Origin of the sequence: Pseudoalteromonas sp. SiA1 (assembly GCF_018732205.1) — a bacterium.
GTDB lineage: Bacteria > Pseudomonadota > Gammaproteobacteria > Enterobacterales > Alteromonadaceae > Pseudoalteromonas > Pseudoalteromonas tetraodonis.
Map to the genome: position 1 here is coordinate 1,288,408 of NZ_CP076084.1, position 21,825 is coordinate 1,310,232.

General features: G+C 40.2%; 21 protein-coding genes and 5 tRNA genes. 20 read left to right on the top strand and 6 right to left on the bottom strand.

Translation table 11 applies throughout. The features are described from left to right. Positions 1-11 precede the first annotated feature (11 nt). Positions 12-563: a flavodoxin family protein gene (locus KK487_RS06020; RefSeq protein WP_013464624.1), complete on the top strand. Its 552-nt coding sequence runs from the start codon at positions 12-14 to the stop codon at positions 561-563. A 58-nt stretch (positions 564-621) separates the two neighbouring features. Here KK487_RS06020 and KK487_RS06025 read toward each other — a convergent pair whose 3' ends face one another. Beyond that, the gene (locus tag KK487_RS06025; RefSeq protein WP_013464625.1) at positions 622-1,215 is read right to left on the bottom strand and encodes a hypothetical protein; all 594 of its coding nucleotides are present in this window, start codon (positions 1,213-1,215) and stop codon (positions 622-624) included. Between the two features lie 388 nt (positions 1,216-1,603). Between KK487_RS06025 and scpC the strand changes: the two genes are divergently transcribed. The 3 genes from scpC to KK487_RS06040 all read left to right on the top strand — a co-directional run bounded on the left by scpC (position 1,604) and on the right by KK487_RS06040 (position 4,239). Then, a complete protein-coding gene (scpC, locus tag KK487_RS06030; protein ID WP_013464626.1) occupies positions 1,604-3,097 on the top strand; it encodes a succinyl-CoA:acetate CoA-transferase ScpC in 1,494 nt (497 codons plus the stop codon). A gap of 169 nt (positions 3,098-3,266) precedes the next feature. After that, positions 3,267-3,515, top strand: coding sequence for a hypothetical protein (locus KK487_RS06035; RefSeq protein ID WP_008114111.1), 249 nt, complete (start codon positions 3,267-3,269; stop codon positions 3,513-3,515). A 181-nt stretch (positions 3,516-3,696) separates the two neighbouring features. Then, positions 3,697-4,239 carry a methyltransferase gene (locus KK487_RS06040; RefSeq protein ID WP_215522047.1) on the top strand — a complete coding sequence of 181 codons (543 nt, stop codon included), beginning with the start codon at positions 3,697-3,699 and terminating at the stop codon, positions 4,237-4,239. Between the two features lie 17 nt (positions 4,240-4,256). On the opposite strand, the gene KK487_RS06045 is transcribed toward KK487_RS06040, so the two are convergent. From KK487_RS06045 to KK487_RS06055, 3 genes are read right to left on the bottom strand one after another with little or no spacing between them, the layout of a single operon-like run. After that, positions 4,257-5,978 carry a GGDEF domain-containing response regulator gene (locus KK487_RS06045; protein ID WP_235190276.1) on the bottom strand — a complete coding sequence of 574 codons (1,722 nt, stop codon included), beginning with the start codon at positions 5,976-5,978 and terminating at the stop codon, positions 4,257-4,259. Positions 5,979-6,001: 23 nt separating this feature from the next. Then, positions 6,002-6,424, bottom strand: coding sequence for a response regulator (locus KK487_RS06050; protein ID WP_013464629.1), 423 nt, complete (start codon positions 6,422-6,424; stop codon positions 6,002-6,004). Next, positions 6,421-7,902 (bottom strand): PAS domain-containing sensor histidine kinase, encoded by a 1,482-nt coding sequence (locus tag KK487_RS06055; protein WP_013464630.1) that lies wholly within the window; start codon positions 7,900-7,902, stop codon positions 6,421-6,423. The genes KK487_RS06050 and KK487_RS06055 overlap by 4 nt, the downstream gene beginning before the upstream one ends. 176 nt (positions 7,903-8,078) lie before the next feature. Between KK487_RS06055 and KK487_RS06060 the strand changes: the two genes are divergently transcribed. Beyond that, the gene (locus KK487_RS06060) at positions 8,079-8,363 is read left to right on the top strand and encodes a hypothetical protein (protein WP_013464631.1); all 285 of its coding nucleotides are present in this window, start codon (positions 8,079-8,081) and stop codon (positions 8,361-8,363) included. Positions 8,364-9,194: 831 nt separating this feature from the next. Here KK487_RS06060 and KK487_RS06065 read toward each other — a convergent pair. Continuing rightward, positions 9,195-9,271, bottom strand: a tRNA-Pro gene (locus KK487_RS06065). Positions 9,272-9,387: 116 nt separating this feature from the next. Continuing rightward, the gene (locus KK487_RS06070) at positions 9,388-10,011 is read right to left on the bottom strand and encodes an arylesterase (RefSeq protein WP_013464633.1); all 624 of its coding nucleotides are present in this window, start codon (positions 10,009-10,011) and stop codon (positions 9,388-9,390) included. Here KK487_RS06070 and KK487_RS06075 point away from each other — a divergent pair, their 5' ends adjacent. From KK487_RS06075 to KK487_RS06145, 15 genes are all read left to right on the top strand, one after another. Then, the gene (locus KK487_RS06075; protein ID WP_008114127.1) at positions 10,012-10,725 is read left to right on the top strand and encodes an ABC transporter ATP-binding protein; all 714 of its coding nucleotides are present in this window, start codon (positions 10,012-10,014) and stop codon (positions 10,723-10,725) included. Next, positions 10,715-13,216 carry an ABC transporter permease gene (locus KK487_RS06080; RefSeq protein WP_036956153.1) on the top strand — a complete coding sequence of 834 codons (2,502 nt, stop codon included), beginning with the start codon at positions 10,715-10,717 and terminating at the stop codon, positions 13,214-13,216. Before KK487_RS06075 ends, KK487_RS06080 begins: the two co-directional genes overlap by 11 nt. 132 nt (positions 13,217-13,348) lie before the next feature. Continuing rightward, positions 13,349-13,873, top strand: coding sequence for a crossover junction endodeoxyribonuclease RuvC (ruvC, locus tag KK487_RS06085; protein ID WP_008114131.1), 525 nt, complete (start codon positions 13,349-13,351; stop codon positions 13,871-13,873). A gap of 2 nt (positions 13,874-13,875) precedes the next feature. Beyond that, positions 13,876-14,493, top strand: coding sequence for a Holliday junction branch migration protein RuvA (gene ruvA / locus KK487_RS06090; RefSeq protein ID WP_008114133.1), 618 nt, complete (start codon positions 13,876-13,878; stop codon positions 14,491-14,493). A 7-nt stretch (positions 14,494-14,500) separates the two neighbouring features. Continuing rightward, the gene (gene ruvB / locus KK487_RS06095) at positions 14,501-15,508 is read left to right on the top strand and encodes a Holliday junction branch migration DNA helicase RuvB (protein WP_013464636.1); all 1,008 of its coding nucleotides are present in this window, start codon (positions 14,501-14,503) and stop codon (positions 15,506-15,508) included. An 875-nt stretch (positions 15,509-16,383) separates the two neighbouring features. After that, positions 16,384-17,088, top strand: a complete 705-nt coding sequence (gene tolQ / locus KK487_RS06100; protein WP_016899821.1) for a protein TolQ — start codon at positions 16,384-16,386, stop codon at positions 17,086-17,088. Next, entirely contained in the window at positions 17,075-17,506 is a 432-nt protein-coding gene (gene tolR / locus KK487_RS06105; protein ID WP_016899822.1) for a protein TolR, read from the top strand. The genes tolQ and tolR overlap by 14 nt, the downstream gene beginning before the upstream one ends. 4 nt (positions 17,507-17,510) lie before the next feature. Further along, the gene (gene tolA / locus KK487_RS06110) at positions 17,511-18,416 is read left to right on the top strand and encodes a cell envelope integrity protein TolA (protein WP_024601153.1); all 906 of its coding nucleotides are present in this window, start codon (positions 17,511-17,513) and stop codon (positions 18,414-18,416) included. A gap of 8 nt (positions 18,417-18,424) precedes the next feature. Continuing rightward, complete coding sequence (gene tolB / locus KK487_RS06115) at positions 18,425-19,783, top strand: Tol-Pal system beta propeller repeat protein TolB (protein ID WP_013464640.1); 1,359 nt, start codon at positions 18,425-18,427, stop codon at positions 19,781-19,783. 35 nt (positions 19,784-19,818) lie between these two features. Continuing rightward, positions 19,819-20,358, top strand: coding sequence for a peptidoglycan-associated lipoprotein Pal (pal, locus tag KK487_RS06120; protein ID WP_013464641.1), 540 nt, complete (start codon positions 19,819-19,821; stop codon positions 20,356-20,358). 13 nt (positions 20,359-20,371) lie between these two features. Then, a complete protein-coding gene (gene ybgF / locus KK487_RS06125) occupies positions 20,372-21,124 on the top strand; it encodes a tol-pal system protein YbgF (RefSeq protein ID WP_016899823.1) in 753 nt (250 codons plus the stop codon). Positions 21,125-21,295: 171 nt separating this feature from the next. Then, positions 21,296-21,371: transfer RNA gene (locus KK487_RS06130), tRNA-Lys, on the top strand. A gap of 74 nt (positions 21,372-21,445) precedes the next feature. Continuing rightward, positions 21,446-21,521 (top strand) — tRNA-Lys (locus KK487_RS06135). Between the two features lie 65 nt (positions 21,522-21,586). Beyond that, positions 21,587-21,662, top strand: a tRNA-Lys gene (locus tag KK487_RS06140). Between the two features lie 69 nt (positions 21,663-21,731). Beyond that, positions 21,732-21,807 (top strand) — tRNA-Lys (locus KK487_RS06145). Positions 21,808-21,825 lie beyond the last annotated feature (18 nt).

A 21,825-nucleotide genomic window follows, 5' to 3' on the forward strand; every position in this document is an offset into this window, starting at 1 on the left:
AAGGAAGGTTCATGAGTAAAGTAGCGGTTATTTATTTTTCTGGATATGGCCATACCAAAAAAGTGGCGGAATTTGTGGCTGATGGAGCAAACGCTCAGCTTATTGCAATCGATGAAAATGGTGATATTAAAGACACCGATTGGGATGCATTAAACAATGCAGACGCCATTATTTTTGGTGCACCTACCTATATGGGCTCATACCCTTGGCAGTTTAAAAAGTTTGTCGATGCCACCTCTAAAGTGTGGTTTACCATGGGTTGGAAAGATAAAGTGTTTGGCGGTTTTACTAATAGCGGCAGCCTAAATGGCGACAAACAAGTCACCCTAATTAGTATGCAAACGTTAGCTTCACAGCATGGTGGACTTTGGGTAAGCCTAGGGTTACCACCCGCCAATAAATTGGAATCAACCCGTCAAGACATCAATAACTTAGGCGGTTCGGTTGGCGTATTAGTACAATCACCTACTGATGCTGACGAAACGGCTATTCCATCAGGCGATTTAGAAACGGCTCGTTTATACGGTGAGCGCGTTGCTGAAATAGCAAAACGATTAAAGTAAAAATGACCTAAATTAAGTTTATTTAATCCGTAAAGCCACACTTAATTAGTGTGGCTTTTTAGTTTGATAGCCCCAGTTCTTGCTTATGCTCAAGTTGATATAAGCTTGAATATTCACGTTTATGCACTTCAAATAAATACGCTCTCAGTTGCTCTTTACCATGGTGAATATGCTTTATTTTAGCTGCTATGCCACACTCACTGTGCCTAACGGGTTCTATGTCTAATGATATAGCCGCTTCATTGGGTAAAATAAATTGCATATTTTGTAACTCATCAAGTTCACTGTTTATTGATGTGGGTTTTAAAAATATTCCTGTGCTTGAGATAGATTCAATGCAAAAACCTTGGCTTTGAATATTTAATTCACTTAATCGCCAGCTACGTTGAGTGCCTTTAGTATCAATCACTTCTGGGGCTGCTAACACAGTACTGAAATGGCCTAATTCATCAGTTTTAAATTGAAGTGGAAACCACAGTTGGTAATGAGCTACTTCTGCTAATAGGGTTAATTTAGCCTGACCAAGTAAATGCGCAATACCATCTGGTATTGATGTTTGTACTGTTAGTTTTGTTTCATTAATTAATGCTGTACTTTGACTAGGTTCAAACAACCCAGATAAAAAGTTAATTTCTTCGTCAGACAAATCCATGTATTTTCCTTAATACGTAAATCGTAGATTCTATTCCTTACAAGGTTACTGCCCAATGAATGACCAGTTTATTATTTTGTAAGATTTGGCCTGTACGGCTTTATTTTTATACAATTTATAATCTCAGCTTTCCTGGCTGGATTTATAAGCAATTGATTTAAATTAATTATATTTTCTTTTAAGCTTGTTTAGTTAAATCACTGAATAAATCTTTTGGTATTCTAACCCCAATAACAGCAATAAGTTAAGTAATAAAGTGTACAAAATTAAAGCGCTCTGCAACGTTTTTATACCAACTATGCGTAAATGAGACTTAGGTCTAGCTTACGAAGCATAAGGAAATACTTAGAATAGCGCCCAAATAATAATGGGGTTTAAGGGGTTCCAAATGCAATTAGAACGAATTCGTCGTAGTGACTTACACAACAAAGTGATGTCTGCAGAGCAGGCCAGTTTATTTATTAAAGACGGCATGACCGTGGGCATGAGTGGCTTTACTCGTGCTGGTGAAGCGAAAGCTGTACCACGTGCACTTGCCGAGCGTGTACGTGAAAACCCAATGAAAATTAACCTAATGACGGGCGCGTCATTAGGTAACGATTTAGATAAGCTACTTACTGAATCAGGTGCGTTAGCGCGTCGTATGCCATTTCAGGTAGACAGCACATTACGTAAAGCAATTAACAACGGTGAGGTCATGTTTATTGACCAGCATTTATCAGAAACTGTTGAACAGTTACGTAATCATCAGTTAACTATGCCAGATGTAGCGGTCATTGAAGCCGTAGCTATTACAGAAGAAGGCCACATAGTACCTACAACGTCAGTGGGGAACTCAGCAAGCTTTGCTATTTTTGCTAAAGAAGTAATTGTAGAAATTAACATGTTACATCAGCCAGAGCTTGAAGGGCTGCACGACATATACATTCCATCGTATCGTCCTACGCGTACTCCAGTGCCGCTAGTGAAAGTAGATGACCGTATCGGTAGTACTGCTATTCCAATCGATCCGGCTAAAATTGTGGGTATTGTATTTACCAATCAAAGTGACTCATTTTCAACAGTAACCGACCCAGATGCCGATACCGCCTCTATTGCCCGCCATTTAGTTAACTTTTTTAAAGAAGAAGTAGCGCAACAGCGCATGCCTGCAAACTTAGGCCCATTACAAGCGGGTATTGGTAACATAGCCAATGCAGTCATGATGGGTTTATTAGACTCAGATTTTAAAGACCTCACTATGTACTCAGAGGTACTACAAGATTCTACCTTTGATTTAATTGATGCGGGTAAACTTAATTTTGCTTCTGGGTGTTCAATTATTTTATCAGAGCGTTGTAACGCACAAGTATTTAATAACCTTGAAAAGTACCGCGATAAGCTAGTACTTCGCCCACAAGAAATGTCGAATCACCCTGAAATTGTGCGTCGTTTAGGTATTATTGCAATTAACACGGCACTTGAGTTTGATATATATGGCAACGTTAACTCAACCCATGTATGCGGTACTAAAATGATGAACGGTATTGGTGGTTCAGGCGACTTTGCACGTAATGCCCATGTATCGGTGTTTGTAACTAAATCAATTGCTAAAGGCGGCGCTATTTCAAGCGTGGTACCTATGGTAAGCCACGTCGATCATACCGAGCACGATGTTGATATTTTAGTGACCGAGCAAGGCCTTGCTGATTTACGTGGATTAGCGCCACGCGAACGGGCTGTTGAAGTAATTAAACACTGTGTACACCCAGATTATCGCAACGCTATGCTTGATTACTACGAGCGTGCTTGTGTACGTGGCGGCCATACGCCTCATATTTTAGAAGAAGCATTCAGCTGGCATACCCGCCTTGAACAACAAGGCACAATGAAGCAAAGCTAATACTTAAAACCCCGCATTTGCGGGGTTTTTACAAATACTTTTAATTTTGCTTTACAGAATGTTGTTATGACTTTGCCTATAAGGTGGTTTAAGTTTTTACTGTGTGCTGTAAAATAACCGCATATTATTGACAGACTCGCTATGGCGAGCAACACATAGAGCAACCACAATGGAAAACAAACTAACTGCAATCGACACCCTCGCTGAACTTGAAAGCTTTTTACTGCAAGTTGAAAACGGCGGCTTAGGTTTAACCGGCGTAGCAGGCGTGGGCATGGCAACTAACAATGCTGACGGCAGCCGTTTTGTTGCGGTGTTTGATGACAAGCAACAACTTTTATTAGCACGCGAAATTACCGAAGAGATTTTTCAAAGCGGCCAAGACATGGTGCGCAACGGCGTAGGGCGTAAGCATTAATTCCTTGCTACTAATCTAAAAAGCGCCAAATGGCGCTTTTTTTGTGGTTTATTTTAAACAGTTGTTAAATATAAAATAAATTTATACTAACGGTGCTCTTTGTAATGGTTTTACTATATAGAAACAAATAATCGATAAGGTGAGATTATGATGATTCAACCGTTATTAGGTGTTAGTTAGTATGGACTTTATTGCTACCGCATTTTTCTTTTTAGTTCTTCTAATCGCTTTATCTATTGTTTGGGGAACGCTAAAAACGGGAATTTCACCGATGATGAGCTCAAGCAAAGCGCGACAAGCTATGCTTAATGCAATAAGCATGGATGAAAAAGGCGCATTAATTGATTTAGGTTCAGGTTGGGGAACGCTCGTTATAGCGGTTGCCAAAAAGCATCCTAATAAACAGGTTATTGGCTATGAGTTATCGTGGTTTCCCTGGTTAATTTCAATGCTTTTTAAATATAGTTTAGGTTTAGATAACCTTACCCTCTATCGTAAAGACTTTAAAAATGCCGATTTTAGTACAGTGTCTACTCTGGTGTGTTACTTGTTTCCAGGTGGTATGGTAGCGCTTGAAGAAAAGTTAAAACATGACGTAGTTAATAATAAAATCACTATTGTGAGTAACACCTTCGCTTTGCCATCATACAAACCAACTAACGTTATCAAGCTTAAAGATTTTTACCAAACACCGATTTATGTGTATCACTGGCAACCCAAATAGATGAGTATTATTTCGGGTCAGTGCTTAGTGGATGTCATATTTTTTATCCATAAGTTCATCTTCTCTGCAGACATTGGTTTGGCAATATAATAACCTTGCCCATGATAGCAACCCATGCCTATAAGTACTTTTTCGAGCTCTTGTGACTCTATCCCCTCTGCAACTAGGTTATACCCAAATGCTTTACTTAGCGCCACGATACACGTAACGATGGACTTGTCTTCATGGTCTGATAGGAGCTTTTTAACAAAGCTTTGATCTATTTTTAATGTATCTAAAGGTAATTTTTTTAAGTAACTCAACGAAGCATAACCTGTACCAAAGTCGTCTAGCGCAATACTTACCCCTAAATCGCGGCAGCCATTGAGAACGTCGACTGCTTGGTCAACGTTTCCAATTGTAGTGCTCTCTAAAATTTCCAATTCGAGGGTTTTTGGTTTTATATTATTAGTGCTGATGAGTAACTCTCTGAGGTTTTCAACAAAGCCCTCACTAAGTAAATGAGCTGGAGAGATGTTTACACTCATAGAAAGATGATTTCTTGTCCAAATTTTATGCTGTTTTAAGGCCTCAGCAAGTACCCATTCACCAATTAAAATACCAATGTGTGGATGCTCTAATGCCTCTGAAAAGTGACCAGGATAAAGTAAACCCAAAGTAGGGTGATTCCAGCGTATTAAGGCTTCAACGCCAATCAACTGGTGATCCATCAAATTTACCTTTGGTTGATAATGTAAAATAAACTCTTTGCGAGCAATGCCTTTTTCAGCAGCCAATAATAAATCATGTTTTGCATGCCTTAGGCTTTCTTCTTCTGGATCAAAAAACAGAATTCGGTTTGTTCCTGATCTTTTTGCTTGGTACATTGTTTGATCGGCTCTGCGTAAAATGTCATCACAAGTTAAGCCATCATCACTGGGAAGTGCAACGCCGATGCTGACTGAAATTTGAACGGAGCACGAAAACTCTGCTAATTTTATTGGGTCGTTTACCTCAATCAGCACCTCTTGTAACAGAGTCTCATATTCTTGTATCGTGTGCGCAGCCCCTCTTAATAAAAAGATAAACTCATCTCCGCCAATACGCGCGAGTGTATCTTCTTTGCGTAATGTGCTTTTTAGTCTTTGGGCAATAGTTTTCAAAACGAAGTCACCGGTTTCGTGACCGTATTTGTCATTAATGGGTTTAAAATTATCTAAATCTAAATAGGCAACGGCGAGCTTTTGCTCAGATGTAATGGCCTGTTGGAGTTGATCAATTAAAATAGGGCGGCTTGCTAAGCCTGTTAGGCTATCGTAGTGTGCCATGTCATGAAGTTTTTTTTCTAAGTTTGCGCGTTGAATTGAGCTAGATATAGAGTGTATCAACTGATCGCTTTTTAATTGATTTTTAAGTAAATAATCGCTTGCTCCTAGCCGCATAGCTTCTGCTGCTATTTTTTCATCTCCTAAGCCCGTGATCATAATCACAGCACAGTGGTTATTTTCAGTCTTTCTAATATTATTTAGCAGGGTAAGCCCCGATCCGATACCTAATCGGTAATCAACTATGACACAATCAAACTCACCATGTTCAAGGTAAGACATCGAACTTTCAATAGAGGATGCCTCTGAAATTTTCGCCTGTATATTTGAGCGAGATATCATACGACGTATTTGTTCTCTATCAACCGCATCGTCATCAACAATGAGTAGGTTAATACTGTCGCAGGTTTCAAAATTATCTATTGAAGTTATCATATCCATATCTCTTGCAAAATGGCTTATTCAAGCTCAACGGCATGTATATAAGCATCCATAAGTGTCGCTAATTTGGCAAACTGCGGGCCAATTGCATGTTTAACCATGTAACCTGCTACGTTGTTATGGTACGCGCGAGTACGATCGTTATCCTCATTGGAGGTCGTGAGTATAAATACAACGGTATCGTTTAATTTTTTATCTTTACGAATATGCTCTAAAAATTCAAACCCATTCATCACTGGCATATTCAGGTCTAGCAATACTAAGTAGGGCTCTGATATTACTTTTTGTTGTGCTTTTTCTCGTAACGCATCTAACGCAAGTTTTCCATTTTGTTTCCAAATTATTTTAATTTTAGGATCCACTTTTTTTAGGCTTCTTGTTACGGCTTCCGCGGCAACATCATCGTCTTCAACAAGCAGTATAGATAGATTTTTGATCATAAATTCTCTTTCCTTGCAAAGCGCGGCCACCAAACATGAAATGTAGACCCTTTTTGCGGTTCATTTGAGCTAACGGAAATGCGCCCACCATGAGCTTGTGCCAGACGCCGACTAATAGACAGCCCAATACCTGAGCCTGACTTATCGTCAGAGGTTGTTTGAAATAAACTAAAAATACGTTCGTAAGCTTCTGGTGGTATACCGGGGCCATCATCAGTCACAGTGATATGGCAAAGCGTATTTTCTGCTACACAACGAATCTCTATAGTTCCCTCTTTACTGTCGTGATGTTTAATGGCGTTACTTAATAAATTGCGGACAACGGTTTCAAGTGGCGTCCATGCAGTGACGATAGTATCTAATTGAACGTCTTTATGAAGCTTCATTCCAGCAGGTAAATCTAATAGTTCGGTAACGTTAGAGATTAATTTATGCATATCGATTACTTGAGTATCTAGGGTAGCTTTGCCAGCTCTTGCATAGGCCAATAAATTATCAATTAACGTCTCCATTTTATGAATACGATCATCAATACGCGTTAAGTTGTACTCTACTTCAGGCGTGGTAGTGCCTAAATCTTCTTTTATCCATTCAATTAAGTTTGAAATGCCACGCAATGGAGAGCGTAAATCATGAGAGGCCACATAGGTAAACTCTTTCAGGCTAGTGTTATTTTCTCTTAGCTCAGTTTCCATTTGTTTTCGTTCTGTTATATCTAACAACGAGACAAACACCATGTCTTCATCATTGGTGTTTATAAAAGGACTCAAGCCTACTTCAACCGGGAATTCTTTACCGTCTTTGTGTAACGCGGTTAAATCTCTACCTACTCCCATACTTCTTACACTGGGTTCACGGTGAAATGAATGACGAAGTGCTGAGTGATGCCCTTGGTAGCGCTGCGGTAATAACATTTCCATTTTTTTATCGAGTAGTTCTATTTCACTGTAACCAAAAGATTTACATAACGATTGATTAACCGCTTGAATAATGCCCGCTTGGTCAACTATTAACACACCATGTGGTGCAGCTTGAATAGAGCGTTGAAACATATTATTAGCGCGCAGCCTTTGCGATATATCAACCAGTGTGGCTAAAACTAATTCTTGTTGTCCTTGTATTGGGTTTAAACCTATTTCAATTGGGATTTGCTTACCACTTTTTTGACTCGCAAATAACTCACGGCCTTCACCCATTAAGCGTTTTCGAGGGTTAGCAAAAAACTGACTCATCAAGTGGGTATGATTGGCTTTAAATTGAGCTGGAAGTAAATTATCTATGTTCATCCCTATGAGTTCTGAATCCTCATAGCCCAGTATTTCAGACAGTTGATTATTGGCAAAAAGGATCTGAGCATCAGTATTAACTACCATTGCCCCCATGGGTAAACAATTAACTAGTTGAGTTAAAAATGCTTCATCCATATTTACAGTTAAACTTGGTGAGTTAGATTTTTTATTTACTTTTTTAAGGTCCATCAAGCATCCCGCAAGTAAATTTAGTTCCCATAATATAGTAATAGTCGAACAAGTAATGAACAGCAAATCTAGCGAAAGATCATGTTATATAAATGCCCATTTTAATAGTTTCTTCTTATATTTTAGCGAGTCATTATGGTTAAAAAAGGCACATTGATTTAGGATCGGGTTGGGGTATGTTGGTTTTAGTGCGTATTAAATATAGTTTGGGTTTAAATAACCTTACTCTTTATCGCAAAGACTTCAAAAATGCTTATCACAGTACTGCGTCTACTCAGGTGTGTTACTTGTTTCCTGTTGGTATGCTAGCGTTTGAAGATAGACTCAAATATGATGTAGCTAACAAAATGACCATGGTGAGTAATACCTTCGCTTTGCCATTACATAAACCAACTAAAGTGATCAAACTTAAATATTTCTACCAAACGCCTATTTATGTGTGGCACTCGCTACCAAAGTAAACTTTGCCTGAAGTCTTAACACAAACGGCAGCAGCTTTGTCGCGATTTTTAATTGCGATACTTATTGGTGCAATAAGCTAATACTGCTTGAAGCTGATAAACTTTATCTCAATGCTCATAATAAAACTATAGAATTAACAAAAGAGCTTGAGAAAAATAGAAATGCATACCGAAAGCTTGTATTCGATAATGAATCACTTAATGGAAAGATGGATTTAATTAAATCTGAAACATGTAAGCTTAATAACGTATTTAAGCTTAATACACTAAGCAATATAACTACACCAACAAAGAATGAATTGATACTAGCAATACAAAGCTTAAGAAATATTGACAAAATATTGAAAGAGTAGTTTATTTGAATAGTTTGTAACCCGCACCCTGCGGGGAGGGCTATGCGTGTAAGAAAGCTCCAAAATGAAACTTCTTCTCAAACGCTTTCTAACTCCCGCCGGTATCTATGGAACATTCGGTGAGCTGTATGTATAACATACGTTATTTTGTTACACCGTTGAGCTTGAGTTGAAGAAAACCATAGGGGTAAATCTTGACTTCAGACATTACGGCTATTTAGCATCTACTCATAGCTGCATATCAATGACCTCAAACCAATACATCAATAATTAAAGCAGTTACGTGCTTCTTTATTATTTGAAAAGTATTTAACTGTGGGGTCACATAATCTCAATATCTTTGAAATCATAAAAAGCAGGAAAACAGTCAATAAATTGGTTGGTGCGATAAATGTGCGATATTTTTTATTATTAAATTAGCTAGTACGAAAGTAAAATGGTTTTTATTGGATGAAACTGAATTCTGAAGAGTTTTAAATGGTCGGTATGGAGAGATTCGAACTCTCGACCCCTGCCACCCCATGACAGTGCGCTACCAAGCTGCGCCACATACCGACTTCGACTGCAATAGTACGTGTATTTTTAAAAAAATCAATAAGCATTTGTTTGTTTGGATGTTTATTGCGCAAGCGTTTAATATTAAGCGCTTGCGCCAGAAGTTTTACACGGCTTTACTCTTTATTTAACCACTGGTTGATCGTGTTATACATTTCATCTCGTAGTATTGGTTGCGCAGTTTTGTTAGGGTGTAAGTTATCGTTTTGCATTAGCTCGCTTTTGCCTGCTACTTTAAGTACAAAAAACGGCATTAAATACGAGCCTGTGGCTTTGCTAACACTGGCAAAGCTATCGGTGAACATTTTACTGTAACGTGGGCCATAGTTAGGTGGAATATAAATTTCCATTAGCGCGGTTTGTGCATCTATTGCTTGGCTTTTTTCAATTAGAGCGGTCAAGTTGTCTTGCATTTTAGTAATTGGGAAACCGCGTAGACCGTCATTAGCGCCAAGCTCTATGAGCACATGAGTTGGTTGATATTGCTCAAGCAATGCATCAAGTCTGCGCAGGGCGCCACCAGTGGTTTCACCGCTAATACTGGCATTAACTAAATTGAGATTACGTTGCTCGGCATCGTATTTATCTTGTAACAATTGCACCCAGCCTTGTTCTTGTTTTAAGCCATAGGCTGCGCTTAAACTGTCACCAAGTATTAAAATCGTGTTGTTAGCTGCCACAGTAAGCGGGTTAATAACTAAAAATAAAATAAATACAAAACGTAGGATTGAATGAGTCATATGTCAGCGCTTTCTCAATTAAATATAATTCAAGTAAATGGTTTGTCTAAAGTTGTATCTACCCTTGAAGGTGAGTTGTCCATCCTCAGCGACATCAGCTTTAATGTCAAGCACGGTGAGTCTGTTGCTGTTGTTGGCACGTCGGGCTCAGGTAAATCCACTTTATTAAGTTTATTAGCAGGGCTTGATACGGCAAGCAGCGGTGAAGTAATGTTAGATGGGGAGCCGCTGCACGAATTAGACGAAGAAGCGCGGGCCGCACTCAGAGCTGCAAAAGTTGGCTTTGTGTTTCAGTCTTTTATGTTGGTACAAAGTTTAACTGCACTTGAAAACGTGATGCTACCGGCAGAGCTTGCAGGTAAAGAAGACGCCAAAGAACAAGCGCTCGCTTTGCTTGAAAAAGTAGGCTTAAGCCATCGGGTTGATCATTACCCGTCGCAGTTATCTGGTGGTGAGCAACAACGTGTTGCGATTGCCCGTGCATTTGTGGGTTCACCAAAAATATTGTTTGCCGATGAGCCATCAGCTAACTTAGATAGCAAAAATGGCCATATGATTGAGTCGTTATTATTTGATTTAAATAAGCAAAACGGTACAACCCTCATTTTAGTCACTCACGATGAAGCCTTAGCACAAAAATGTGAACGCATTATTCAAATAGAGGCGGGGGAGCTGGTACAAAATTCAACAGAGGAAATGGCAAATGTGGGCTAAATTAGCGCTTAAATTATTTTCTCGTGAGTTTCGCCGCGGTGAACTAACCGTAATAAGTGCTGCCATTGCTTTAGCGGTATTAACCGTGCTTACTTTATCTATGGTAACTGAGCGAATTGCACAAAGTATTGCACAAAAAAGCAGTGCATTTATAGCAGCAGATCGTGTTCTTGCCAGCAATCACGCCATAGATACCGCCTTTATAACCAAAGCAGAACAACAAAACTTACAAACTGCACAAATGGTGTACTTTGACACTATGCTGTTTGCAAACGATCAAATGCAGTTTAGCTCGGTAAAGGCTGCATCAAACAGTTACCCGCTTAAAGGCCAATTGAAAGTTAAGTCGGGTTTGAATGCTCAAACTGAGGTTGCCCCCGGTGCGCCAAGCCCTGGTAACGTATGGTTAAGTGAGTCAGTTTTTTATAGCTTAAACATAAACGTAGGCGACCAAGTTGAATTAGGTGCCGCGTTATTTAACGTTGAAAAGGTGATTGTAGAAGAACCCGACGCGCCATTTAATGTGTTCTCTAGTAGCCGTAGGGTGCTCATAAACATAGATGATGTGGCAAAAACCGAAGTAATACAGCCAGGCAGTCGTGTATTTTACCGCCAGTTATATGCAGGTGATGAAAACGACATCAATAGTTTTTACGATTGGTTAAAGCCGCAACTCAAAGAAAACCAAAACTGGTATGGTGTAAAAGACCGCCAGTCTCCTATTTCAAATAGCTTAAACAGAGCCGAAAGCTTTTTATTGTTAGCAGGTTTACTGGGCATTATTTTAGCTGCAGTAGCCATTGCGGTGTCAGCTAAACGTTATTGTGAGCGCCAATACGACCCTGTCGCAATGATGAAAACTTTAGGCGGCAGCCGCGATATGATCCGCAAAATTTACCTTATGCACTTATTAATGGTGTGTACGATGGCGGTAGTTGTTGGCCTTGCTATTGGTTACGGCTTACAAGAAGTTGCAACTGGTTACCTTGCAAAAAGCATGGGAACCGAACTGCCTATGGCAGGGTTTAAACCGTGGTTAGTGGCCATTAGCACCGGAGTTATTTGTGCGGTTATGTTTTCTATTAAGCCATTGTTAGATTTATTTGATATTCCACCACTTAGAGTGCTTCGCCGTAATTTAGGCGATCGCCTTGCGGTAAGTAAAATCCATTTAGGACTTAGCGCCTTAACGGTATTTTTATTAATGTGGTTATTTAGTAACAATATTAAAATTACCCTTATTTTATTTGCCTCAACGCTTGCGCTTATTTTAGTGTTGTTTTTAATTTCTAAATTAATATTTGGCGGGGGCCGCAAGCTTGGCTTAAAGCCAGGTAACAGCTGGTCGTTGGCTATTGCGTCTATTCAAAAGCGCGCCAATGTTAATGCGGTGCAGCTAATTAGTTTTTCGCTAGCGATTAAATTACTGTTGTTTTTAATTGTGCTAAAAAACGACATTATTTCGGATTGGCAGTCTCAGTTACCAAGCGATGCACCTAATGCCTTTTTGGTTAATATTACGCAAAATGAGCTGGATCCGGTAAATGAATACTTAGCGCAAAAAGGCATTCAAGTGTCGGAGTTTTACCCAACGATTCGTGGCCGCGTGAATGCAGTAAATGGCGAAGCAGTAGCACGTGAAGTGTCATTGCAAGACAACGAGAAAAAAGACGAAGAAGCCCGCTCAGGCATTGGCCGCGAGCTTAACTTAACTTGGCTTAACGAAGTCCCCTCACAAAATGACATTATAGATGGCCAGTGGTTTGGCGATGACGCAGTAGCTGAGGCCTCACTTGAAGAGTCGATGATGAAGCGCCTTGATGTGAAAATGGGCGATACCCTCACGTTTTTAATTGGTGCGCAGTCGTTCGACGCTAAAATTACCAGTGTACGTAAAGTTAATTGGGCCACGCTTAAACCTAACTTTTTCATTATTTTAAGCCCTGATGTGTTGAGCAGCTTTCCGGCCACGTATATTTCATCAGTACGTATTGAGCCTGAGCAAAAGCGCGACTTTAGCCAGCTATTGCGAGCATACCCTACTATTACAGCGATTGATGTAGACAACTTTGTTAAACAAATTCAATCGACTATTGAGCAAGTGTCGTTAGCTATTGGCTTTGTACTGGCTATTGTGGTGTTGTGTGGCGCGTTGGTACTTATATCGCAGGTGCAAGCAAGCTTAGGTGAGCGCATGCAAGAAATTGTAATATTGCGTACGTTAGGTGCTAAAAGCCGATTAATAAAAAATGCCACCTTGTATGAGTTTTTATTACTGGGCGGTTTAGCCGGACTAGTTGCTGCATTTTTCAGTGATATAGCACTGTTAATAGTACAGCAGCAAATGTTTGATTTGGCAGGTAAGCTGCATCCTAATATTTGGGTTATTGGCCCCGTTGCTGGTGGCGTGTTTGTAGCAGGGTTAGGCTATTTTATGATTGCCCGTACGCTTAAACAAAATACTCAAGGCTTAGTGCGCGCTTTAGCGTAAACTTTCCAGCCAAATAGCGTTTAAATGCCTACTTTTTAAGTAGGCATTTTTGTTTTTGCTTTGTACTGGTAATTTATACAGTGCTCTGGCATTATTAGCACTATTAATAAATAACAATAATGAGAGTGCTGTTTGGCCATAATTTTAGGGATCGATCCGGGCTCGCGTTTAACGGGTTACGGTGTGGTTGCGCATCAAGGTGCCAAGTTTACATACTTAGGCAGTGGCTGTATTAAATTAGCCGATCATGACTTTCCCACCCGACTTAAAATGATTTACCAGGGCATTACGCAACTTATAGAGCAATTTTCGCCTGAAACATTTGCTATAGAAAAAGTATTTATGGCGCATAACCCTGATTCTGCTTTAAAGCTAGGTCAAGCCCGTGGTGCTGCGATTGTCGGTGCCTCTATGGCCGACTTACCGGTTTTTGAATACTCAGCACGGCAAATAAAGCAAGCCGTTGTGGGTAACGGTGGGGCAGATAAATCGCAAGTTCAACATATGGTTAAAAACATACTTAAACTGCCAGGTACGCCGCAAGCCGATGCGGCGGATGCGCTTGCAATTGCAATTTGCCATGCCCACTCTGAACAAAATTTAATAAAACTAGCGGGTAGCGCAAGCAAAACCGTTAGAGGACGTCTAAGGAAATAACAATGATAGGTCGCTTAAACGGCGTGTTAGTTGAAAAACAGCCCCCAGAAATACTATTAGAAGTGAGCGGCGTTGGCTACGAAGTACAAATGCCAATGACCTGTTTTTACGATTTGCCTAAAGTAGGCGACAACGCCATTGTGTACACTCATTTTGTAGTACGCGAAGACGCACAGTTATTGTTTGGCTTTAATAATAAAACCGAACGTGCGTTATTTAGAGAGCTGTTAAAAGCCAATGGAGTAGGGCCTAAATTAGGCTTAGCCATTTTGTCGGGCATGTCGGCGCAGCAGTTTGTAAGTTGTGTAAATAATGAAGATGCCACTGCCTTGGTTAAACTGCCAGGGGTGGGCAAAAAGACCGCAGAGCGCTTAGTGCTCGAAATGAAAGACAGATTAAAAAATTGGGGTAATGACTTATTTACCCCATTTAGCGATAGCGCCGTAATAGAGCCTGCGAGCGATGCAACTATAGCCAATAATGCGGCCGATGATGCGGTTTCGGCGTTAGTGGCGCTCGGTTATAAATTGCCACAAGCGCAAAAAGCAGTAAAATCAGTAAGCAAACCCGATATGTCGACTGAGGTTCTAATTAAAGAATCTTTGAAATCAATGCTGTGAGTAAATTATGATCGAAGCTGATCGCTTAATAGATGCTGCTGAAAAAACCAACGAAGACACCATAGACCGTGCTATTAGGCCTAAGTTACTGGCCGACTATCGTGGTCAGCCGCATGTTAAGCAACAAATGGAAATATTTATTGAAGCTGCGCGTAGCCGCAGCGAAGCGTTGGATCACTTATTGATATTTGGCCCACCAGGCTTAGGTAAAACCACGCTTGCTAATATTGTGGCGAACGAATTAAACGTAAATATTAAAACCACGTCTGGGCCTGTGCTTGAAAAAGCGGGCGATTTAGCCGCATTGCTCACTAACCTTGAAGAAGGTGATGTACTGTTTATTGATGAAATTCACCGTTTGAGCCCGCAAGTTGAAGAAATACTCTACCCCGCAATGGAAGATTACCAGCTCGATATTATGATAGGTGAAGGCCCTGCAGCGCGTTCTATTAAGCTTGATTTACCCGCATTTACACTCATTGGTGCAACTACCCGTGCGGGATCATTAACTTCTCCACTGCGTGACCGTTTTGGTATTGTTCAGCGCTTAGAGTTTTACTCTGTGGAAGACTTATCGCATATTGTGGGGCGCTCAGCGCATTATCTTAGTTTAGAAATGTGTGACGATGGCGCGGCCGAAATAGCCAAACGTTCGCGCGGTACGCCACGTATTGCAAATCGTTTATTGCGCCGAGTGCGCGATTACACCCAAGTAAAGTCAGACGGTACGGTTAATGCTGAGGTAGCTCAACAAGCCCTCGACATGATTGACGTTGATAAAAGCGGTTTTGATTACATGGATCGTAAATATTTACTCGCCATCATCGAAAAGTTTATGGGTGGCCCTGTTGGCCTTGACAACTTAGCCGCGGCAATAGGCGAAGAGAAAGAAACCATAGAAGATGTGATTGAACCCTTTTTAATTCAACAAGGATTTATTCAGCGTACGCCGCGAGGGCGAATTGTCTCTGATAATGCGTACCACCATTTTGGCTTGTTACCTAAAAAAGATTAAATAACCAGAATAACTAGACTCTTTCTAAAGCCACTGTCATTTTAACGACAGTGGCTTTTTAGTATGAGCAAAAGCTAAATTTAGACGTATTTTACTTTGCCAATAATTCACTGAGCGTTAAGACATATCAGGCTATTGTGCGCCTGCTGTAACGTTACTGAGGCCGAGTTTAGCTGATTTGACAAATTGCGGGCAAAAAAAAAGCCCGCAAATAATGCGGGCAAACAACAAGTTTAAGGAAGTAATCTAGGGAACTACGTTTTACTTATTGAGGTCATACCCCAAGAAGTAAAAAAGTAATACGAAATAAATCATATTACGAAGAACTGGATTCAATGAAATAGCTTTCATTTAATGCGCTAGCTCGGTATGGGAGAATAATACCGAAGCGGCAGAATTTGTTCAAACTAGAAAATTTATATTTTCAGATTAAAAAAACTAATAGCAGGGGTTTTCTGTTTTTACTTAATGTTGCATGTTAATTAACCATTAATTCTATAAGTTAATGAAATGCTTTGTTTATGTATATTAACATATAAACGTTCGGTATTAGTTTTACTATTACGTTAAGGTAAGCGTGTAGTGTTTATGAGTGCTTATGCATTAATTTTGAATAAACAGCGTATTTTTGTGACTCTTTAGTGAAGTTAAGCGGGCTTACAGATAGCTTTATTGTTATTTATTTATACAGTAAAACAAGAGTTAAGTAGTAAAACTATTTTTTTAACGTTTTTTGTTGGCTATTCACAGCAATATCGTTGTCAGCAGGAAATACACTAGATACACTAGCTGAACTTTAATGGTGGCTAATGTGTTACAAAGTTACCTTACTCAAATAAATCAATTTGATGTTTTTAATTATTTAGGAGTTTAACGTGGGATCAGGGCTTAATTTTTTAGATCTAATTCTAGAAGCCAGTTTGCTTGTGCAATTAGTAATGCTAGCGTTGGTTGCTATGTCGGTTATGTCGTGGGCTATTATTTTTCAACGTAAAAAAGCCATCTCTGACGCCTTAGCAAATGCCAAAAAATTTGAGCAACGTTTTTGGTCTGGTGTTGACCTAAGTAAGCTATATAACGAAATTTCATCACGCGGTGGTCAATCAACGGGTATTGAAGCGTTATTCACCTCAGGTTTTAAAGAGTTTGCACGCCACAAAAAAAATACCTTTCAAAGTGCAGGCATTGTTATGGAAGGCACGCACCGTTCAATGCGGGTTGCGCTTTCTCGTGAAATAGAAAAACTAGAATCAAGCTTATCGTTTTTAGCAACCGTTGGGTCAATTAGCCCCTACATAGGTTTGTTTGGTACAGTATGGGGTATTATGAATGCCTTTATTGCCTTAGGTGAAGTAAAACAAGCAACCTTACAAATGGTTGCACCAGGTATAGCAGAAGCTTTGATTGCAACAGCAATGGGTTTATTTGCGGCTATTCCTGCCGTTATTGCCTATAACCGATTTGCTAATAAGGTTGAAAAGTTAGAATCTCATTACATTAACTTTATGGAAGAATTTGCCAATATCTTACACCGTCAAGCAGCTACCCAAATAGAGGCTCAAGCGAATGTACCAGCGTAAAAAGCGTCGCCCAGTCGCAGAAATTAATGTAGTACCATACATTGATGTAATGTTGGTGTTGCTTATTATATTTATGGCCACTGCGCCATTAATAACCCATGGCGTAAAAGTAGACCTACCAAAAATGGAAGAGTCAGACTTAGTTGATACCAAAGATACGCCGCCCATTATTGCCTCTATTGATTCGCAAGGTAAGTATTATGTAAGCATAGGTACTGATCCGGAAGAGCCAATGGAAGCATTAGATGTAGCCGCTGTAATTAAACTACAACTAATGAAAAACCCTGATACCCCAGTAATGATTAAAGGCTCAGGTAAAGTGTCGTATCAAGAAGTGTTACTGCTCATGGATTTTTTGAAGAATGCAGGTGTACCATCGGTAGGCTTAATGACCGAATCCTTTGAGGGGACCAAGTAGTCATATGAATACGTCGTTAATCAAATCAGTAATACTGCATTTAGCATTAGGGGGATTTTTGTATGCATCAGCAAACATTCATCCACCTAAACCTAAAGTAATGGAAGTGACGCTTAATGCCGCCATTCCTGAGCCAGAAAATGCGGTGTCTGCTGTGACCGTGGATCAACAGCAGGTTGAGCAAAAAATTGCTGAGTTACGCAAAAAAGAAGAAGATAAAAAGCGCGCTGAAGATAAACGCATTCGTGATTTAGAGCGCCGTGCAGCCGATGCACGTAAGCAAAGTGAATCTGAAGCAAGACGCATTAAAAAGCTAGAGCAGCAGCGCAAAGCTAAAGAGAAAGAAAGAGCCGAAGCCGAAGCTCAAGCTAAAAAAGCCCGCGAAATAGAACAACGTGAGCGAGCAAAAGCCAAACAAGCGCAAAAGCAAAAGCAAGAAGCTGAAGATGCTGCTAAAGCGGCTGCCGACAAACGCAAAGCCGAAGAAGCCGCGCTTAAAAAAGCGGAAGAAGAGCGTAAAAAACGTGCTGAAGAAGCCGAGCGTAAACGTCAGCAAGCATTGCAAGAACAAATACTGCAAGAGCAACTTGCCAAAGAGCAGGCTGCTCGTAATAAAATACGTCAACAGCAAGTAGTGAGTGAAGTTGATAAATACCGTGCATTAATTATGGCGCGTATTCAGCAAAACTTATTAATTGATGAAAAAATGAAAAACCAGCAATGCCGCATTAATCTCCGTCTTGGGTTTAATGGCTTGGTTACGCAGGTTAAGTCGTTAGGCGGTGATAAGTTAGTGTGTGAAGCTGCTTTAAGAGCGGTTCGCATGGCAGACACATTACCGGTATCGAAAGATAAAGACGTATTCGAACAATTAAAGAATATTAATATAACCATCGCGCCAGAGTTTTAAGGGATGACATGTTTAACAAAATTAAAATAGCCTGTTTAGTTTTAATATTAGGGTTTCAGGGCGTTGCACACGCGGCACTTGAAATTGTTATCACTGAAGGTATAGACGGTGCAAGACCGATTGCGATTGTGCCTTTTAAATACCAAGGTATTGGCCCTATTCCAGAGCAGCTTAGCGATGTTATTGCTGCTGATTTAATGCGTAGTGGTAAATTTAAGCCAGTTAGCGTTTCACAAATGCCTCAACAACCACATAAAGACGGCGATATTGATTACGGCGCTTGGGTTAATAAAGGCGTTGAAGCGGTTTTAGTGGGTGAAGTAGAACAGCAAACCAACGGACGTTACTTAGTACGTTATGAGCTTGTTGATGTTATTCGCGGCCAAATTACTGGCGGTGAAACACAAATGATGAGCAACGGTAAGCTTGTTCAAAGCCAAGACCATATTTTAGAAGCACGTCAAAGCGTAATTGGTGAAACTGGATTTCGTCGATACTCGCACCGCATTAGTGATGTTATTTATGAAAAGCTAACTGGCGAAAAAGGCGCGTTTTTAACAAAAATAGCCTATGTTATTGTACGTGATACCGAAGAAAAGCCTTATCAGTTAGTGGTTGCTGATTACGATGGTTTTAATGAACAAGTATTATTGCGTTCAAAAGAGCCATTAATGTCGCCGGTTTGGTCACCTGACGGTACTAAGTTAGCGTATGTAACCTTTGAAAATCGCCAGAGCCAAATTTATATTCAAGACATTTATACGGGTAAACGCGAATTGATCACCAGCTACAAGGGAATTAACGGCGCGCCGCAGTTCTCGCCAGATGGTAAAAAGTTACTGCTAGTGCTGTCAAAAGATAAAACTGGTGCAACTGAGGTTTACTTATTAGACTTACTAACACGTAAAGAGACGCGATTAACACGCCATCGTAGTATAGATACCGAACCTTCGTGGTACCCAAATGGTGAAGATATAGTATTTACGTCGGAAAGGGGTGGTAATGCTCAGATTTATAAGTTAAATTTAAAAACTGGCAGAACGCAAAGATTAACCTTTGACGGTGACATGAACCTAGCGGGTTCTATTTCGCCAGACGGAAAAGAATTAGTGATGGTAAACCGTACTAACGGACAGTATCATCTTGCTAAGAAAGAGTTGGCTACAGGTGCGTTTCAAGTTTTAACACGAACTCGCCTTGACGAATCACCGAGCATAGCGCCGAATGGCTCGATGATTATATACAGCACGCTCCACAATAATAAACAGGTACTTGCGCTAGTATCGATGGACGGCCGTTTTAAAGCACGTTTACCTGTGCTTGATGGACAAGTAAAGGCACCGGCTTGGTCGCCATATTTACAGTAATAATTGCTGGTTTACTCAAAATAGGAATCTACTCAATGCAACTTAACAAAATACTTAAAGGCCTGCTAATTGCTGTGCCAGTAATGACACTAGCAGCTTGTAGCTCATCTTCAGATATCGACGAAAATGCAGCTAACCAGTCAAACCAAGCAACTGTTGAGCAAACAACAACGGATACAGTTGAAGTAGCCACAATGACGCCAGAGCAACAAGCAGAAGAGCAACTTCGTCAAAAGTACGAAGCGCTTCGTCAAGAGCAAATTATCTACTTTGACTTTGATAAAGCGACAGTAGAAAGCAAATATGCAGACTTACTTCGTGCACACGCTGAGTTTTTAGTTAAAAATCCTTCTGTTAAAGTATTAATTGAAGGCCACGCAGATGAGCGCGGTACGCCAGAGTACAACATTGCACTTGGTGAGCACCGTGGACAAGCAGTTGAAAAATACCTACAAAGCTTAGGTGTTTCTGCAAGCCAAATGTCAGTAGTTAGCTACGGCGAAGAAAAGCCAATGGTTAAGACTCGCACAGAAGCAGCTTTCGCTAAAAACCGCCGTGCGGTACTAGTTTACTAAGATAAGAGATATTATGAAGCCGAAAATTATTTTGGCAGCCATGATATTGAGCGGGAGCACCCAGTTAATGGCTGCTCCCGCTCCTGTTTCAGAAGCTGCAAGTTCACAGTCAAGCATTGAAAAGCGTTTAGCAACACTTGAAAGTATGATGCAACAGCGTAATTTTTTACAAGTAGAGTTACAGCAACAGCTCAATTTACTGCAAGATGAAGTTAGTCAAATACGCGGAGTAACTGAAGAGCAAAGCTATAAGCTTGAAAAAGTACTCCAGCGTCAACGCGAGCTTTATCAAGAAATTGAGAACCGTGTTAGCCAAGCGTATGCAAAGCCTACGGCTCCAGCGCCTACAACAGACTATACACAGCCTAGTAATGAGCAGAGCTACAGCAGCGATTTATCTGAAAACGAAGCGTACGAACGTGCTGTTGCGCTTATAATGAAAGATAAACGCTACGACCAAGCTATTCCAGAATTTCAAGCGTTCTTAACAACGTATCCAAATTCAGTGTACACCTCAAACGCACATTATTGGCTGGGACAACTATTAACGATTAAAAATGACGGTGTAAAAGCAGCCGAGCACTTTAAAGTAGTTGTTAACGAATTTCCAAATTCAAATAAACGCCCAGATGCGATGTTAAAGCTTGGTACACTTTTACAAGAGCAAGGTTTGAAGGCAGAAGCACAAAAAATACTGAATGAGCTTATCAATCAGTACCCAAGTACAACTGCTGCTAAATTAGCCACAGATCGCTTATCAAAATAAATGTTGATGCTTGATTAGACTGCTTTTTGTCATAAGCGGTCTAAAATTGCTCAACTAGACATAAAAACTTAAAAAAAGAGACAATTTCGGTTGCACTCATTTTATAAATAAGTATTATAAGCGCCCGCAGCAAACGAATGGTAACCCCACTCGAAATGCGACAAAAAGAGCGGGTCATTAGCTCAGTTGGTAGAGCAGTGGACTTTTAATCCATTGGTCGATGGTTCAAGTCCATCATGACCCACCATTCTTTATTGTTAATAAAGTTTGGTCTTAATCGGCGGATTTACGCAGCCTTACTTTTTACAAGTAAACCAGAGCGGGTCATTAGCTCAGTTGGTAGAGCAGTGGACTTTTAATCCATTGGTCGATGGTTCAAGTCCATCATGACCCACCATTCTCTATTGAATGGTTATAATCGGCGGATTTACGCAGCCTTACTTTTTATAAGTAAACCAGAGCGGGTCATTAGCTCAGTTGGTAGAGCAGTGGACTTTTAATCCATTGGTCGATGGTTCAAGTCCATCATGACCCACCATTCTTTTTATATTAGAATGGTCTAATCGGCGGATTTACGCGTACTTACTTTTTATAAGTAAACCAGAGCGGGTCATTAGCTCAGTTGGTAGAGCAGTGGACTTTTAATCCATTGGTCGATGGTTCAAGTCCATCATGACCCACCATTCTTTTTTATATTTAGA

Excerpts from the sequence above, each read along its gene's own strand:
- KK487_RS06020 (WP_013464624.1), top strand. The coding sequence starts at position 12 with ATGAGTAAAGTAGCGGTTATTTATTTTTCTGGATATGGCCATACCAAA.
- KK487_RS06025 (WP_013464625.1), bottom strand. The coding sequence starts at position 1,215 with ATGGATTTGTCTGACGAAGAAATTAACTTTTTATCTGGGTTGTTTGAA.
- scpC (WP_013464626.1), top strand. The coding sequence starts at position 1,604 with ATGCAATTAGAACGAATTCGTCGTAGTGACTTACACAACAAAGTGATG.
- KK487_RS06035 (WP_008114111.1), top strand. The coding sequence starts at position 3,267 with ATGGAAAACAAACTAACTGCAATCGACACCCTCGCTGAACTTGAAAGC.
- KK487_RS06040 (WP_215522047.1), top strand. The coding sequence starts at position 3,697 with ATGGACTTTATTGCTACCGCATTTTTCTTTTTAGTTCTTCTAATCGCT.
- KK487_RS06045 (WP_235190276.1), bottom strand. The coding sequence starts at position 5,978 with ATGATAACTTCAATAGATAATTTTGAAACCTGCGACAGTATTAACCTA.
- KK487_RS06050 (WP_013464629.1), bottom strand. The coding sequence starts at position 6,424 with ATGATCAAAAATCTATCTATACTGCTTGTTGAAGACGATGATGTTGCC.
- KK487_RS06055 (WP_013464630.1), bottom strand. The coding sequence starts at position 7,902 with ATGGACCTTAAAAAAGTAAATAAAAAATCTAACTCACCAAGTTTAACT.
- KK487_RS06060 (WP_013464631.1), top strand. The coding sequence starts at position 8,079 with ATGTTGGTTTTAGTGCGTATTAAATATAGTTTGGGTTTAAATAACCTT.
- KK487_RS06070 (WP_013464633.1), bottom strand. The coding sequence starts at position 10,011 with ATGACTCATTCAATCCTACGTTTTGTATTTATTTTATTTTTAGTTATT.
- KK487_RS06075 (WP_008114127.1), top strand. The coding sequence starts at position 10,012 with ATGTCAGCGCTTTCTCAATTAAATATAATTCAAGTAAATGGTTTGTCT.
- KK487_RS06080 (WP_036956153.1), top strand. The coding sequence starts at position 10,715 with ATGTGGGCTAAATTAGCGCTTAAATTATTTTCTCGTGAGTTTCGCCGC.
- ruvA (WP_008114133.1), top strand. The coding sequence starts at position 13,876 with ATGATAGGTCGCTTAAACGGCGTGTTAGTTGAAAAACAGCCCCCAGAA.
- ruvB (WP_013464636.1), top strand. The coding sequence starts at position 14,501 with ATGATCGAAGCTGATCGCTTAATAGATGCTGCTGAAAAAACCAACGAA.
- tolR (WP_016899822.1), top strand. The coding sequence starts at position 17,075 with ATGTACCAGCGTAAAAAGCGTCGCCCAGTCGCAGAAATTAATGTAGTA.
- tolA (WP_024601153.1), top strand. The coding sequence starts at position 17,511 with ATGAATACGTCGTTAATCAAATCAGTAATACTGCATTTAGCATTAGGG.
- tolB (WP_013464640.1), top strand. The coding sequence starts at position 18,425 with ATGTTTAACAAAATTAAAATAGCCTGTTTAGTTTTAATATTAGGGTTT.
- pal (WP_013464641.1), top strand. The coding sequence starts at position 19,819 with ATGCAACTTAACAAAATACTTAAAGGCCTGCTAATTGCTGTGCCAGTA.
- ybgF (WP_016899823.1), top strand. The coding sequence starts at position 20,372 with ATGAAGCCGAAAATTATTTTGGCAGCCATGATATTGAGCGGGAGCACC.